The sequence below is a fragment of the Chromobacterium sp. FG22 genome, from assembly GCF_057809415.1.
On record NZ_JBMDJX010000011.1, the window covers coordinates 111510 to 126719 of the forward strand.

Genomic DNA, 15210 nt, shown 5'->3' on the forward strand with positions numbered 1-15210 from the left:
CGGTGCAGTGGGGAAGCTGCGGTCGGTTCTGTTCCTGGCGTGGATTTGTCCATGAAGATGCATTCACAACAATTTGCAAGTTCTTCTTTAATCATCAAAGGGTATGGTGTACCCTTTTTAAAGAGATACTACTTAATAATGTTATCAGCATTGTCAAATCCAGGGCGTCCGTCCGGGCGTGAAGGGTAGGCGATGCCGAGCCTGGAACATCCCTGATTATGGACACCTTAAAAGCATTGATGGTCTTCATGACCACGGCGGAAAACGGCAGTTTCTCCGACGCCGCGCGCAAGCTGGGCGTATCGCCGGCCGCTATCAGCCAGAGCATCGCCCGGCTGGAGCAGGAACTGGAGGTTCGCCTGTTCAACCGCACCACGCGCCAATTGACGCTGACCGAGGACGGGCGCCGTTTCTACGCCCAGTGCCGCGGACCGGTGAACAATCTGGATTCGGCGATCAATCAGTTGAAAGCCAGCCGCGACGAGCCGGCCGGCCATCTGCGGGTCAGCATGCCCAACTCCTTTGGCCGGCGTTTCATCCTGCCCATCATGGGCGAGTTCTGCGAGCGCTATCCCAAGGTGCGGGTCTTCTTCGGCCTGGACGATCATTTCAGCGATCTGATCGAGGACGGCTACGATGTGGGCGTGCGTTCCGGCATGATGCCGGACAGCCGCATGGTGGCGCGCAATCTGGCGCAGATGCCGCTCTATGTGGTGGCCTCGCCCGGCTACTGGGATTTGCACGGCCGCCCGAGCGCGCCGGAGGAGTTGAGCAACCACGATTGCATCAACTTCCAGTTCCCCACGTCCGGCCGTCTGTTCAAGTGGGAGTTCGACCGCAAGGGCGAGCGGATTCCGCTGGAGGTCAACGGCACGTATACGCTGAACGAGATGGAGGCGGTGGCCGAGCTGGCGCGGCTGGGCATGGGCGTGGCCCAGTTGCCGGGCCATGAGGTGGTGCATCTGATCCGCTCCGGCGAACTGGAGCCGGTGCTGACCGATATGGTGTCGCTGGAGCGTTCTATCTACATCTGTTTCCCGCATCGCGACCACATCGCGCCGCGTACCCGGGTCTTCGTTGATTTCGTGGTGGAGAAGTTGGCCGACCATCCGGACATCATGGCGGACCTGCCGGGCCTGGATTTGAGCGCCAAGCGCAAGGCGGCCCAGAAAAACGCGATCTGATCCCGTCTCCGTCTGAACCCGAAGCCAGCGCTTGCGCTGGCTTTTTTCATGTCTTTTTGTCGCCGCGACCCATCCTTTCTCCCAGGTGTTGTTAAATATAATGAGCACGTGTATTGTATTTTTATACCAATCATGAACGGACGCTCCGCGTTCGCTTCGCCAAGGAGACAGCCATGAACGCGCCGGCCAGACTGGAACACACGAGCTCTTATTACGCCGCATCCGCCCATCCATCGCCGGAGCGTCCATCCTTGCAAGGGGCGGAGCAGGTGGACGTCTGTGTGATCGGCGCCGGCTACACCGGGGTGTCCGCGGCGCTGCATCTGGCGGAGCGCGGTTATCAGGTGGCGGTGCTGGAGGCGGCGCGGGTGGGCTGGGGCGCGTCGGGCCGCAACGGCGGGCAGATCGTCAACAGCTATAGCCGCGACATGGACGTGATCGAGCGGCGGCACGGCAGGGCGGCGGCCGAGGCGCTGGGCGCGATGGCTTTCGAAGGCGGCCGCATCATCCGCGAGCGCATTGCGCAATACGGCATTCAGTGCGATCTGAAAACCGGCAATGTGTTCGCCGCCTTCACTCAGAAGCAGCTGGACGAGCTGGCGGCCAAGAAGCGGCTGTGGGAGCGCTACGGCCATACCGGCCTGCAACTGGTGGACCGAGAGGGCATGCGCGGCATCGTGGCGTCGGACCAGTACGCCGGCGCCTTGCTGGACAATTGGGGCGGGCATATCCATCCGTTGAACCTGGTCTTGGGCGAGGCGGCGGCGCTGGAGTCGCTGGGCGGGCGGATTTTCGAGCAGTCGGCGGTCTTGAAGATTCATCCGGGCGGCCGGGTGCGAGTGGAGACCGCCGGCGGCGAGGTCAGTTGCCGCTTCCTGGTGGTGGCCGGCAACGCCTATCTGGGCGAGTTGCTGCCGGCGCTGGCGGAGAAGAGCCTGCCCTGCGGCACCCAGGTGGTGACCACCGAGCGTTTGCCGGAGGCGTTGGCCAAGAGCTTGCTGCCGGGCGACCACTGCGTCGAGGATTGCAACTTCCTGCTGGATTATTACCGGCTGACCGCCGACCACCGGCTGTTGTACGGCGGCGGCACCGTGTACGGCGCGCGCGATCCGGGCGAGGTGGAGCGGCTGATCCGTCCCAAGATGCTGAAAACCTTTCCGCAGTTGGCGGATTACAAGATCGAGTTCGGCTGGACCGGCAATTTCTCGCTGACCCTGTCGCGGCTGCCGCAGGCCGGGCGCATCGGCGACAATGTCTATTACTCTCAGGGTTGCAGCGGCCACGGCGTCACGTATACCCATTTGGCCGGTCGCTTGCTGGCGGAAGCCATCCACGGCGACAGCCGGCGCTTCGATCAATTCGCCGGTCTGCCGCACTACCCCTTCCCCGGCGGACGCGCGCTCCGCGTGCCGATGCTGAGCATGGGGGCGTGGTGGTACGGGCTCCGGGACCGTCTGGGGCTGTGAGTTATTCGTCGGGGGCGAGGCGGCGTTCGCGGCTGGCGCTGCCGGCTTCGCCCACCGCCCGGTTGCGGCCCGCGTTCTTGGCCGCGTACAGATACATGTCGGCGCGGTGCAGCAAGGTTTCCGGCATGTCGTCCACGGTCTGGGTGGCCACGCCTATGCTGGCGCTCAGGCGTTTCACCGCTGGCAGCTCGGTCTGAGCCAGCCGCTGGCGGATGTCGTCGGCCAGCGCCAGCGCGCCGCTTTGCTCGGTCTCAGGGCAAATCACCAGGAATTCGTCGCCGCCCCAGCGCGCCACCGTGTCCAGCTGGCGCGCGCGTTTTTGCAGCAACTGGCCAAAAGCGGCCAGCACCTGGTCGCCGGCCAGATGGCCGTAGTTGTCGTTGACGTCCTTGAAGTGGTCGATGTCCAGCAGCAGCACCGAAAACGGCCGCCGGGTACGGTAGGAGCGCTCGGTTTCGCGCTCCAGTATGGTGTTGGCCTGGCGGCGGTTGGCCAGGCCGGTGACCGCGTCCTGGCCGGCGATGGTGTTGAGCTCTTGCAGCATGGCGTGGGATTCGCGGGCCCGGCGGTAGGCGAACAGCGCCAGCGACACGGCCAGGTTCACGCATAGCAGCAACGCCAGCGCCATGGTTTGCGCATTGCCGTCGCCGGGCCCCGTCCCCAGCGCGGACAGCAGTTGGTAGCGCTGGGCCAGCCAGAGCAGCAGCAGATTGGCCATGAGCAGGATGGCCAAGTCGAACAAGATCTGCCGCAGGCTGAACAGGCGTGGCTTCATGGGGCTTGGGCCGTTTCCGATGAGTGCAGGCCGCCGGGAGGCGGCTTGATTGCGTTGATTCTTTTCGGATTAGCCCAAACTTGGCTCAGCCACAAGGGGCGAGCGCCGGCGAGGCGCTCCAAGAAGCGCGTCAAAGTCCGCCGCGCGCCGGCGGGATGGATGGAAAAGGGCTTTGAAAACGCCTTGGAAAGGCTTGCGCGCCATCCGCGTCTCCCGCTTGCTCGGCGGTTTCGGCCTTACCTCATCCCCGGCCGCGAAAGCTTGAACAGGGGATTACACGGCCATGAAGCGCGCCAGCGGCGTGGCGCTCCAGTCCACGCTGTCCAGTAGATTCTTGACGATGAGCCCCAGCTCGGTGTCGCCTTCAACCAGCAGCTTGCGGTGGAAAAACAGCGTGTCCGGGTCTTCCTCGCGCAGCATCATCCGGGCGAAGTCGGCCAGCGTGGCGGAGAGCTGCAAATCGGCGGCGCCGTCGTCCCGGTCGCGGTGGAAGCCTTGTTCGTCGGCGCGGAAGCGCAGGGTCAGGCCGGCGTCCAGCACGCGGATGGCGAAGCGGCGGCCGGCCAGCAGCGCCATGTCGGCCGGCAGCACGCCGCGCCGCGCCAATTGATTGAGGCTGGCGACCAGCAGCCAGGCCGGCGGCGCGGCGGGCAGCCGGGACAGCAGCGCGGCGGCGGCGGCGGGCAGGGCGAGATCAGGAATGCGCATGGGGGGCTCCTATGGCTTGGTTGCCGGCCTGGCCGCGCCAATAGCCGTCCACCAGTTCGGCGTCGGCGTGCTGGCCGCTGGCGGCTTGCAGCGCCGCCGGGTCGGCGCCGTCCAGCGCTTGGCGGAACAGGGCGACGATATCGCCGGTGGCGCGGGACTGCGGACTGAGGCGCACGGCGTCGACGCCGATGGCGGCCAGCTCGCGCAAATGCGGCAGCAGGCTGTGGCAGCCGGCGGACAGGGTCTGGATGCCGTTGAGGGTGAGGAAGTCCTGCTGGTCCTGGGTGCGCATGGCGAGGCCGTCCGGGTGTTCCAGGCAGCGGAACTGGCAATCGTCCTTGCTCAGATTGTAATGACGGGCGGTGAAGCAGCGCGCGGACAGGGCCAGGGGCAGCTTGCCCCAGGCGAACAGCTCGGTGGCGATGGGCGCGCCGATCTCGGCGTAGCGCGCCAAGAGCTCGGCCAGCGTGGCGCGGTCCATTTCCACCGGGGGCACCCAGCGTTCGGCGCCCCAGTCGCGGATCAGCTTCAGGGTGTCGGCGTTGTAGATGTTCAGATGCGGGCCGGCGACGAAGGGCAGGCCGTGTTCCCGCGCCAGCTTGATCGCGCCCAGGTCGTTGGCTTCCAGCGCGATATCGCCGTTGGCGGCCAACTGGCGCGCGCGGCGCAGATCGGATTCGCTCTCCAGCAGCGCCTGGCAGCTGAGCGTGACGCGCTTGCCGGCGGCGGCCAGATCGCGCGCCAGCGAAATCCAGTCTTGCGGCCGCATTTGCTGGCGGCGGGAGCACACCACCTCGCCCAGATAGATCCGGTCCAGCGGCCAGTCGGCGGCGGCGGCGTAGAAGTCCAGCAGGGTGTCGCGCGGCCAGAAGAACAGCACCGGGCCCAGCGTCAATTGCAGATTAAGGCTTGTCATTGGCGGTTTTCCATCGGGGGCGGCGCTCATTTCCACGGCCGGTTGTAGGCGCCCAGCGTCTGCTGCTGCCCTTCCGACACTTTGTTCAGCGCCTGGTGCCAGGCCGGACGCGGCTGGAAGCGCGCGCCGTCGCGGGCGGCGGCATCCAGCGCTTCGCGCAGCGCGCGCGTCACCTGGGCCACGTAGGCCGGGCTGCGCTGGCGGCCTTCCACCTTGATCGCGGCCACGCCGCTGGCGATGATTTGCGGCAGCATGTCCAGCACATTGAGGCTGGTGGGTTCTTCCAGCGCGTAATAGGTTTCGTCGCGCACCTGAAAGCGGCCCTTGCACAGCGTCGGGTAGCCGGCGGGTTCGTCGTCGCGGTAGCTGTCGATCAGGATGTGGTTGAGGCGGGCGTTCATGCGCCGCTCGCCCGGTTCCCAGCGCACGAATTTGGCCGGCGAGCACACGCCGTGGGTGTTGGGCGACTCGCCGGTGGCGTAGCTGGACAGCTGGCAGCGGCCTTCCACCATTACGCACAGGCTGCCGAAGCCGAAGACTTCGATCTCGACGTCGGTGTGCTCGATCACATGGCGCACCTGGTCCAGGGTCAGCACCCGCGGCAGCACCGCGCGGCGGATGCCGAACATGTCGCGCGCCAGGTTGATGGCTTCGTAATTGGTGGCCGAGCTTTGCACCGACATGTGCAGGCGCAGCTGCGGATGGCGCTCGGCGGCGTAGGCCATCAGGCCCAGGTCGGCCAGGATCAGCGCGTCGGCGCCCAGCGCCGCGCCCTGGTCCACCGCCGCGCGCCAGCGGCTGGAGTCGCCGCCCTGGGCGAAGGTGTTGATCGCCATCAGCACTTTGCGGCCGTGGCGGTGCGCGTAGGCGATGCCTTCGCGCGCGCTGGCGTCGTCGAAATTCAGCCCGGCGAAGTTGCGGGCGTTGGTCTGGTTTTTAAGGCCCAGGTAAACGGTGTCAGCGCCGTTGTCCACCGCGGCCTTGAGCGCCGGCAGGCTGCCGGCGGGGCAGACCAGCTCGGGCAGGAATGTGTGCAGAGCCATCTTGGTCGGTCCGGTTCAAAACCCGCCGACGATAACAAGCCCCGCGTCGCGGGGCCTTGTTCTGGGTCAAGCGCAGGCGGAGGGCCTAGAAGAAAGGGAAGACCAGCTTGGTCTTGGCCACCAGCACAATGTAGAACACCGTCGCCAGCGCGCAGAGGAAGGCGATCAAGCGGGTTTGCGGGGTTTTGCCGCGGCGCAGCGCGATGGTGCCCAGCGCCACGTACAGCACCAGGCCGACGATCTTGGCCAGCAGCCAGGGGCTTTGCAGAATGGGCCAGCCACCCATGACCACCAGGGCGATGGCACAGCCCAGCAGCAGGGTGTCGACGACGTGGGGCAGGATGCGCACCGGTTTCAGCGCCAGGATGTGTTGCTTGTCGCCCAGCATCAGGCCGCCGCGCACGGCGAACAGCAGGATCGATAGATAGGCGAAGCCCATATGGGCGTGTTTGACGATCAGATAAGGGTACATAGGCGTCCAAAGTTGAGGAGTGAGAACGGGTTTACGCTCTGGCAAGGCATGGCGGATCGTAAACAGGTTCTTAGACGGCGCTTAACGATAGCGCGCCCATAATACCCGGGCCGCGCCCGTTTGCGGGTTCGGCGTGCCGCCGCCGCCTTCGCCCGGCAATCCGTTCTGACCGCTGATGTCGATCACGGTTTCCGCGCCCAGGCTGTTCAGCGGCCGGGAGGGCGGCGGCGCGCCGGGCGGGCGGCTTTGCAGCCCCGCGCTGACCGGGCCGAAGATATGGGTGCTGCCGGCGGTGTCCAGGGTGTCGCCGGCCAGCACCGCGCCGTGGATGCGGTTGCTGGCGCCCAGCCGGATCTTGCCGCCGCCGAAGGCCTGGGCGGCGTCGTAGCCGCCGGCCAGCAGGGCGATGCCGAGCAGCGGGGATTCGCGCAGCGAGTTCCGGTCCGCGGCGCAGTGGTTCAGCGGATAGACGTCCGGGAAGTCCGGGCTGCGGCACACGCGCGCCGCGCCGGCCTGGCGCAGGCTCCACAGTTCCACATTGCTGCTGGTTTCGATGTGGCCGGTGGCGAGAATGGCGTTGTCCAGCCGGCCGTACAGCGACAGATTGCCTTCGAACAGCGCCACGCCGGGCAGCATGCCTTGCGGCGGCTTGAGGCGCAGCAGCCATTGCTGCGCGGTGCTGCCGGACAAGCAGCTCTCCGCGTCGCTCTCGCACAGCCGCAAGGCCGGCTGGCCGGCCACCGGGGCGCAGCGCCTGCCGTCGGCCTGCAAGGCCGGGCACAGATCGTTGCGCTGCCAGTCGTCGGCCCGCTGCCGGCCCAGCCGGTAGACCGCGCCGTCCGGCACGCCGGCCACATGTTGCAGCCGGACGCGGATGCGCTGCAGCGCGTCGGCGGAACGGTCCGCCGCATCCCAGTAGACGATGAGGTTGGCGGCGTCGCGGTAATCGTTGGCGTTGACGCGGGTCGCGCCCAGGCGGAACTCCGGCACCGGCTCCAGCGGCACTTTCAGCCCGGCCTGATGGCGCACCCGCACGGTGTTCGGCGGCGGCTGGCGCGCCTGGCCGGCGGCATCGAAGATCTGCGCGCCGTTGTGGGTGAAGGCGCCGCCGATGAGGCCGTCGTCGATATTGGCGTTGCCGCGGCTGTCCAGCAGGCCCTGGGCGCGCAAGGCGTTCAGCCGGTTGCTGCTGCTGGTGCGCACATCGCCCTGGCTCAGCAATTGCGCGGAAACGGCGACGTTGCCGGCCAGGGTCACGTCGCCGATGGCGGACAGCCGGCCCACTCGTTCGCCGCTGCTGCCGACCGAGCCGTTGGCGGCGGCGGTCTCCACGTCGCTGCCGCTGCCCATGACGATGTTGCCGCGCGCTTTCAGCGTCAGGAACTGGCCGCTGTTGACGCGGATGTCGCCGTTGCTCCACAGGCTGAGCGGAGCCTGGCCGTCGCCGCGGGCCGGATTGCCCTGGAACAGGATGTCACCGGTGGCCTGGATCGCGCTGACGCCGCTCAGGCTGCCGCTGGTGTCCACCGCGCCTTCCACTTGCAAGAGCGCGTCCTTGGCGCCGGTGACCACAATATTGCCGCTGGTGGACAGGCCGCCGCGGATTTGCGCCGCGGCGTTGGCGGCCGGCGGCGTCGGCGCGCCGTTCAATTGGTAGACCACCTCCAGCGTCACCGTGGCGTCGCCGCTGCGGGCGGTGATCCAGGCGGCGACCTTGTCGTCCTCGATCACGGCGCCGGCGGCGCGGGGCGCCGGCAGCAGCTTGATCTGGAGGGCGTCGGCCAGCGCCTGGCTTTCCGGCGGCAAGCTGGCGCGCTCCAGATTCAGCGCCGCGCCGTCCAGCTCCAGCGCCTTGATTTGCGCCGGTGTCAGCGCCGACAGGTATTGCCGCACCAGTTCCGCACCGGTCCAGGCGCGCCATTGCGCCTCGCTATTGCCGCGCAGCGAGCGGGTCAGTTCCTGCTGGCCGCGCAGATGATGCATGCCGCCCAGCGCCAGCGCGGTCAGGGCCATGCCGGTGAGCAGCACCATCAGCACCGCGGCGACGCCGCGCTGCCGGCGCGGCGGGAGGGAACGGGCCTTCATGCGGGGGCCGCCAGATTGGTCAGACAGCTGGCGAAGCTGCGGCTCTCGCCTTGCAGCGTGTTGTCGTAGTTGAGCAGCAGCTGCGGAAAGGTCTGGCTCGCCGCCGCGGCGACGGCGTAGGGCCAGCAGGCTTGTTCCAGCCGCAAGGCCATGCCGAGCTTGTGCCGCGGCGGCAGCGGGCCGGTCAGCGCCCGCGCCCGCCATTGCGAGGGCTGGGTCAGCGCGTCGGCGATGGCCGCGCAGTCGTCCGCCTGCAACTGGTACAACACGCTGCTCTGGCCGGCGCCGTCCACGCTGGCCACGCCGCGGCAGGCGTAAGCGCCGGCGTCCAATTGCGGACGGTAACGCCAGACCGCCGCGTTGGCGGCGCCGGAAGCCGCCGGCGCGGCGCTAAGCGCTGAGACGGCGCCGTCGGCGTCGACGCTCAAATCGCTTATCGACAGCAGTTGAAGGTTTTGTTCGCGGCCGCCGGCGGCGCCGAAACCGGCTTCCTGCGCCTGCTGCTGCACGCTGAGCAGCGCCGCCATCAATTGGCCGTCCCGCTGCGCCAGCTTGGCGCTGCCCTGGTCCGGATCGAACACGCTGCGCGCGGTCTGGCGGTAGAGGGTCAGCATCGCCAGCGTGGTGATCAGCGCCAGCAGCATGCCGATCAAGAGCTCCAGCAGACTGAAGCCGGCGGCGCGCTTATTCATGATTGCTCAGACTGAGGGTGGAGGAGGCCGCGTCCCGCAGCTGCAAGGTCCGGCCGCTCAGCGCGGCCTTGGCGCTGATGTCCGCGCCGCCGTTCTGCGGCTGTCCGCGCAGGGTCACCGCGGGCGCGGAACTGCAGCTCAGCCGCGCGGTGGCGCTGACGCCGCTGGCCAGCGGCCAGTCGTTGGGGCTGTCGCAGGGCAGGCCGCCCTGTTGCAGTTGTTCCCGCGCCTTGCTCAGGGCCAGCGCATGCTGTTGCAGCTGCTGTTGACTACCCAGGCTGCGCGCGTTGACGAAAACAATGCCGAGGCCGGTCAGCATCAGCAGCAACATGGCGATCAGGCTTTCCAGCAGGCTGACGCCGCTTTGCGTTTTACAAATCACCGCTGAGCTCCTGCTGCGCGCCGCGGATGCAGTAGGCCGGCCGCGTGCCGCAGGCGACGCCGGCCGCCTGCGCCGCCAGCGGCTGGCCCTGGTTGTTCAGGGCCAGGCATTGCGCGGCCGGGGTCGCCAGGCAGCTTTTTCCCAGGCTCACCGGGCGCGGCGCGGCGGTGCGCCACAGCGCCGCGCCGTGGCAACGCTCGCCCTGGCTGCCGCTGGCCGGCGTGCCGGCGAAGACGCACAGCTGGCCTTCTGCGCTGGACATCAGCACCGCGGCGGGCTGGTCCGGCGCGGCCGCCAGCGGATTGCTCAGCGCCGCGGCCTGGGTTTGGGCGTAGGCCCGCGCCAGTTGGCTGCGGCCCAGCGCCAGTTTGTGGGCGTCGCTCCAGCCTTGCGCCAGCGGCACGCTGAGCAGCGCCAACAGGCCGATCAGCGCCAGCGTCGCGCACAGCTCCATCAGGGTCAGGCCGCGCTGGCGGCGGGGCGGGGTCACCATTGGGTCCGGCAGTCGGCGCTGCTGGTGTTGGCGCTTTGATCCGCGCCGTCGAGCTTCAGCACGCAGCCGGACAGCTGCGGGCTGACGCCGCTGGCGGTGAGCAGGAAGCTGCCGCCTTGCGGCTGGTAGCGATAGTTGAATTCAGGCTGTGCCGGCTGCCAGCTGTTATTGCCCAAAGCGGCGCGGATGGCGCTGGCGTTGTCCGCGCTGGCGGCGGGATAGGCCAGGTGCAGCAGTTTGTGGTTTTCCAGCGCCAGGCTCAGGGCCATCAGATCGCTCTTGGCGGTATTGGCCTTGGCCGCCTGCACATGGCGCTGATAAGACGGCACCGCCACCAAGAGCAGGATGCTGACGATGGCGGCCACCACCATCATCTCGATCAGGGTGAAGCCGGAATGGCCTTGCGGCCGGACGGATGCGCTCACGACATCGCCTTGCTAAATAAACGTCATATTTTAGCGTTATTGGACTCACATTGGTATTGATTGGCATCAATATGCTTTGTAAATATCTTGGCGAGAAGCAAGCCGCCGTCTGAGCGTCGCCTAGCGGCATAATCTGCCGCGCGCGGCGTATGCGGCCGATCCGGGCCGCGGATGCTACACTTGGGCTGATTTCACCTACCGCCTATCCCCGCATGCTGCTTCTTTACCAGTCCAACCGCTTGGAGCAATTGGGTCAGCTGTTTTGCGGCATGAGCCAGAGCCTGCCGCTGTCCGACTCGTTCGCGCCGGAAACCGTGATCGTGCAGAGCCGCGGCATGGGGCGCTGGATCACGCTGGACCTGGCCCGCAGCAACGGCGTGGCCGCCAATCTGGACTTCGTGCTGCCGGCCGCCTTCGCCTGGCGGCTGATGCAGCGGGTGATGCCGGATCTGCCGCGCAAATCCTCGTTCGCGCCGGAAGTGCTGAGCTGGCGGCTGATGGAGCTGCTGCCCACGCTGGAGGGCGAGCCTTTTCTCGCTTTGTCGCGCTATCTGGAGGGCGGCGAGGCCGCCTGTTTCGAGCTGGCCGGCAAGGTGGCCGACATCTTCGACCAATATCTGGTGTTCCGGCCGGATTGGATCCGCGCCTGGGAGGCCGGCCAGTTGCTGGGCCTGGGCGACGACGAGGCCTGGCAGGCCGCCTTGTGGCGGCGGCTTGCCGACAGCGATCCCAGCCGCCACCGCGTGCGCATGCTGGACGAGTTCTTCGCCGAACTCAGGGCCGAGCATCTGCCGGAGCGGGTGACGCTGTTCGGCATCGCCAGCCTGGCGCCGATGTATCTGGCCCTGGTCAAGCGCCTGTCCCAGCTTACCGACGTCTGCCTGTTCACCCTCAATCCCTGCGAAGCTTACTGGGGCGACATCGTCGACGCCCGCCGCAAGCTCAAGCTGCAGCAGAAGGGGGATTTGTTCGCCACCGAGGGCCATCCCTTGTTGGCCTCGCTGGGTAAGCAGGGCCGCGATTTCTTCGAACTGATCGCCGAAGACAGCGAGTTGGACGCGCGGCCCCTATTCGACATTCCTCGCGGCGACGCGCTGCTGGCGCGCTTGCAGCGCGACATCCTGCAATTGAACGATCCCAAGGACGCGCCGCGTCCGCTGGCGGCGGACGACGATTCGGTGCAGATCCACGCCGCCCACGGGCCGATGCGCGAACTGGAAGTATTGAAAGACCGCTTGCTGACGATGTTCCGCGAGGACCCCGGCCTCAATCCCGCCGACGTGGCCGTGCTGACCCCGGACATCAACAGCTACGCGCCTTATATCGACGCGGTGTTCGGCGCTCGTCCGCAGGAGGACGCGGCGCCGGACATTCCCTACAGCATCGCCGACCGCCGCATCGCGCGCGAAGAACCGCTGCTGGCCAGCTACGCGGCCTTGCTGGACCTGGCCGACTCCCGCTTCGCCGCCGATCAGGTGCTGGCCTTGTTGGACGCGCCGGCCTTGTTGCGCCGCTTCGGCCTGGACGACGCCGACGTGCCCTTTGTGCAGCAATGGGTGCGCGAGGCCGGCATCCGCTGGGGACGGGACGCCGCGCACAAGGCGGCGCTGGGTTTGCCGGCGGACCCGCTGTTCACCTGGCGCTGGGGCCTGGACCGGCTGTTGCTGGGCGCGGTGCTGCCGCCGGCCTTGGCCGGCGACGACAGCGGCCTGTACGCCGGCCTGCTGCCGCACAGCAGCGCTCAGGGCCAGTTGGCGGAAGCGCTGGGGCGCTTTTCCGCCTGCTATCGCGAACTGGAGCGCGTGGCGGAGGAGTGGGCGCGTCCGGCCGCTCCGGCTCGGTGGGCGGAGCGCTTGCAACAGGCTTGCGAGCGGCTGTTCGACGCGGACGCCGACGACGAGAAAGCGCTGGAGGTATTGCGCGCCGCGTTGGCGGAACTGGCGGAGGACGCCGAGCTGGCCGGCTTCGAGCAAGAGGTGGGCCTGCCGGCGGTGCGGGATTGGCTCAAACGCAAACTGACCCTGGCCTCGCCGCTGGGCTTTCTGTCCGGCGGCGTCACCTTCTGCGCGATGGTGCCGATGCGCTCCATTCCCTTCCGCGTGTTGTGCCTGATCGGCATGAACGACGGCGCTTATCCGCGCGACGAACGCCCGGTCAGCTTCGACCTGGTGGCGCGCCATCCGCGCCGCGGCGACCGCTCGCGCCGTTTCGACGACCGCTACCTCTTCCTGGAGGCCATTCTCTCCGCGCGGGAAACGCTCTATCTGTCCTATGTGGGCCAGTCCGCCCGCAGCGGCGAAACCCTGCCGCCCTCGCCGCTGATCGCCGAATTGCTGGATTGCTTCTCCGCCATGTGCGGTCAGGATCTTGGCCGGGCGCTGACGGTGCGCCACCCGCTGCAGCCGTTCTCGCCCGCCGCCTACGACGGCGCGGACCCGCGGCTGGCCAGCTTCGAGCCCACTTTCGCCGCCGCCCTGTCGCAGCCGGAGGCCGCGCCGCGGCCGTTCGCCGAAGCCTTGCCGCCGGCGGCGCTCAGCGGCGTGGTCAATCTGCACGACTTCATCCGTTTCTGGCGCAATCCGGTGCGCGCCTGGCTGGCGGACCGGCTCGCCATCCGCCTGTTCGGCGGCGACGAGGAGCTGCCGGTGCGCGAGCCTTTCGCCGTGGACGGCGACGCCAGCCAGGCGGTGCGCAGGCAGTTGGTGGACGCCATGTTGCATCGCCGTCCGCAAGCGCCGGTGCGCGAGCGCGTCGCCGCCGCCGGCCTGCTGCCGCCGGCCGCGCTGGGCCGGGCCTGGCTGGTGGAGGAGGCGCGTTCCAGCGTCAAGCTGGCGGCGCGGCTGCCGGCCGCGCTGAGCCGGGACGTTTTGCCGCCGCAGCCGGTTCATCTGCATGCGGCCGGCCTCACCCTGGTGGGCGAGCTCACCGGGCTGCGCCCCGAAGGCCAGCTGGATTTCGTCGTCGGCAAGATCAACGCCGCCCAGCGCGTGGCCCTGTGGCTGAGCCATCTGATTCTGTGCGCGGCGCGGCCGCCGGGCGTGGTCTGCCGCACCGCCTGCTACGACGACACGGGCAGCCTGCTGCTGGAGGACGAGCCGGAGGCCTTGGCCTTGCTGGAGCCGTGGCTGGCGCGCTGGCGTCAGGGCCAGGACCAAGCCTTGCCCTGGTTCGGCCGCACCAGCTGGGCGTATGCCGAAGCTTTGGCGGCGGAGCCGGAGCGGCGCGACAAGGCGATGCGGAAAGCGCTGGAAAAATGGGACCCCGGCTTTGTCCGCGAAGGCGGCATGGCGCAAAAGGACGAGGCGGCGATCGCGCTGGCCTTCCGCAATCAACAGCCCCTGGACGATCCTCTGTTCGCGCAACTGGCGGAAACCCTGCTGTCGCCGCTGGCGGAGCGGCTGCAGGGCGGCGGCGCGGAGTGAGGCGGCCGGCGCCGGCTCATTCCTCCGGATACGGCGCTTCGAAGTAGCGCTGATACAAGGTCTGGATCGAGCCGTCGCGCCGCATGCCGGTCAGGGCCTGCCGGAAAGCGTCCGCCACCGGCTGCGGCACGCTGCTTTTGCTGAAGATGAAATACGCGCCGCCGATATTCCAGACCGGCGCGAGCGGCACGATCTCCGCTCCCGTCGGTTGGGCCTGCAGCGCCGCGCGCAGGGTCGCGCTGTTGGCCAGCAACAGGTCCAGCCTCCTGGCTCGCAGCTTTTGGATATTGATGTCCAGCGTCGGCCCGATGTCCACGCTGACGCTTGGCGGCGGGAGTTTCAGCCAGGCGTCCAGGCTGGCCCCGTAGCTGTCGCCGCGGGTGACGCCCAGGATGAGCTTGCCGTGCTTGCCCAAATCTTCCAGCCGGTGCGTCGGCCATTGCGCCGCGCGGCCGCGCAAGCTCCACAAGCGCACGGTGGTGGGGCTGTAGGCCCAGACGAAGTGGGCGAAGGACTCGCGTTCCGGCGTTTTCAGCGCCTCCATCGCCACGTCCACTAGACCGTTTTTCAGGCTCAGCAAGGTCCGCGGCCAGGGCATTTGCTGGTAGTGGAGCCGGCAGCCGGTCCGGCGCGCGGCTTCGTTGAGCACGGCGACGGCGTAGCCGTCCAGTTGCTGGCGCGCGGATAGATAGTGGTAAGGCGGCCAACTGTCCCAGCCGACGCTTAATTCCCGGACGCAGGCGCTGACGGCCGGTTGAGGCGCGGCCAGGACCGGTCCGGCGCATAGCGCCGCGGCAGAGGCCAGGCCGTGGACGGCGAGGCGGAAAAGTCGGCGCATGGCGAGGCTCCGGCGGGGGATGCTTTACTATAGCCGGGCGGAGGCTGGGGATAACTTCGCGTAGCCGTGCGGGGCTGTGGATAAACGGGAAGGGGCCGAAGGCGGCGGGAATGCGAAAAGGGTCAGCTTGCGCTGACCCTTTTCATTTTGGTGGCGAATCAGGGACTCGAACCCCGGACCTGCGGATTATGATTCCGTCGCTCTAACCGACTGAGCTAATTCGCCACGTTTTTCGATTCACGAGTGCACCGAGACGCGAAATATACGCAGCCGAAAGCCGGCTGTCAACAAGATTCTCGCGGCCGCCGG

The 15210-nt window shown here is 67.9% G+C and carries 14 protein-coding genes and 1 tRNA gene; 3 read left to right on the top strand and 12 right to left on the bottom strand.

Features of this window, described 5'->3' with window-relative positions:
* Positions 1-218: 218 nt before the first annotated feature.
* Together ACODSD_RS12990 and ACODSD_RS12995 are read left to right on the top strand one after the other, a co-directional pair.
* Entirely contained in the window at positions 219-1184 is a 966-nt protein-coding gene (locus tag ACODSD_RS12990) for a LysR family transcriptional regulator (RefSeq protein WP_048413744.1), read from the top strand.
* A gap of 173 nt (positions 1185-1357) precedes the next feature.
* Positions 1358-2650, top strand: coding sequence for an NAD(P)/FAD-dependent oxidoreductase (locus ACODSD_RS12995; protein WP_227106630.1), 1293 nt, complete (start codon positions 1358-1360; stop codon positions 2648-2650).
* A 1-nt stretch (position 2651) separates the two neighbouring features.
* On the opposite strand, the gene ACODSD_RS13000 is transcribed toward ACODSD_RS12995, so the two are convergent.
* The 10 genes from ACODSD_RS13000 to ACODSD_RS13045 all read right to left on the bottom strand — a co-directional run bounded on the left by ACODSD_RS13000 (position 2652) and on the right by ACODSD_RS13045 (position 10641).
* Positions 2652-3425 (bottom strand): GGDEF domain-containing protein, encoded by a 774-nt coding sequence (locus tag ACODSD_RS13000; RefSeq protein WP_107797973.1) that lies wholly within the window; start codon positions 3423-3425, stop codon positions 2652-2654.
* A gap of 273 nt (positions 3426-3698) precedes the next feature.
* Positions 3699-4133 (bottom strand): ubiquinone anaerobic biosynthesis accessory factor UbiT, encoded by a 435-nt coding sequence (gene ubiT / locus ACODSD_RS13005; RefSeq protein WP_488877519.1) that lies wholly within the window; start codon positions 4131-4133, stop codon positions 3699-3701.
* The gene (locus tag ACODSD_RS13010; protein ID WP_488877520.1) at positions 4120-5049 is read right to left on the bottom strand and encodes a U32 family peptidase; all 930 of its coding nucleotides are present in this window, start codon (positions 5047-5049) and stop codon (positions 4120-4122) included. The genes ubiT and ACODSD_RS13010 overlap by 14 nt, the downstream gene beginning before the upstream one ends.
* 26 nt (positions 5050-5075) lie before the next feature.
* Positions 5076-6092: a ubiquinone anaerobic biosynthesis protein UbiU gene (gene ubiU, locus ACODSD_RS13015; protein WP_107797976.1), complete on the bottom strand. Its 1017-nt coding sequence runs from the start codon at positions 6090-6092 to the stop codon at positions 5076-5078.
* Positions 6093-6177: 85 nt separating this feature from the next.
* Entirely contained in the window at positions 6178-6564 is a 387-nt protein-coding gene (locus ACODSD_RS13020) for a SirB2 family protein (protein WP_488877521.1), read from the bottom strand.
* 81 nt (positions 6565-6645) lie between these two features.
* A complete protein-coding gene (locus ACODSD_RS13025) occupies positions 6646-8649 on the bottom strand; it encodes a DUF4097 family beta strand repeat-containing protein (protein WP_488877522.1) in 2004 nt (667 codons plus the stop codon).
* On the bottom strand, positions 8646-9341 hold the full coding sequence (locus ACODSD_RS13030; protein WP_488877523.1) for a hypothetical protein: 696 nt from the start codon (positions 9339-9341) through the stop codon (positions 8646-8648). Before ACODSD_RS13030 ends, ACODSD_RS13025 begins: the two co-directional genes overlap by 4 nt.
* Positions 9334-9723 (bottom strand): hypothetical protein, encoded by a 390-nt coding sequence (locus ACODSD_RS13035; protein ID WP_253315130.1) that lies wholly within the window; start codon positions 9721-9723, stop codon positions 9334-9336. Before ACODSD_RS13035 ends, ACODSD_RS13030 begins: the two co-directional genes overlap by 8 nt.
* Positions 9713-10216 carry a prepilin-type N-terminal cleavage/methylation domain-containing protein gene (locus ACODSD_RS13040; protein ID WP_488877524.1) on the bottom strand — a complete coding sequence of 168 codons (504 nt, stop codon included), beginning with the start codon at positions 10214-10216 and terminating at the stop codon, positions 9713-9715. Before ACODSD_RS13040 ends, ACODSD_RS13035 begins: the two co-directional genes overlap by 11 nt.
* Positions 10210-10641, bottom strand: coding sequence for a type IV pilin protein (locus ACODSD_RS13045; RefSeq protein ID WP_488877525.1), 432 nt, complete (start codon positions 10639-10641; stop codon positions 10210-10212). Before ACODSD_RS13045 ends, ACODSD_RS13040 begins: the two co-directional genes overlap by 7 nt.
* 212 nt (positions 10642-10853) lie before the next feature.
* On the opposite strand from ACODSD_RS13045, the gene recC reads away from it, so the two are divergent.
* A complete protein-coding gene (gene recC, locus ACODSD_RS13050) occupies positions 10854-14063 on the top strand; it encodes an exodeoxyribonuclease V subunit gamma (protein ID WP_488877526.1) in 3210 nt (1069 codons plus the stop codon).
* Positions 14064-14079: 16 nt separating this feature from the next.
* Here recC and ACODSD_RS13055 read toward each other — a convergent pair whose 3' ends face one another.
* Both ACODSD_RS13055 and ACODSD_RS13060 read right to left on the bottom strand, forming a co-directional pair.
* Complete coding sequence (locus tag ACODSD_RS13055) at positions 14080-14901, bottom strand: substrate-binding periplasmic protein (RefSeq protein ID WP_488877527.1); 822 nt, start codon at positions 14899-14901, stop codon at positions 14080-14082.
* Positions 14902-15049: 148 nt separating this feature from the next.
* Positions 15050-15126: transfer RNA gene (locus tag ACODSD_RS13060), tRNA-Met, on the bottom strand.
* Positions 15127-15210 lie beyond the last annotated feature (84 nt).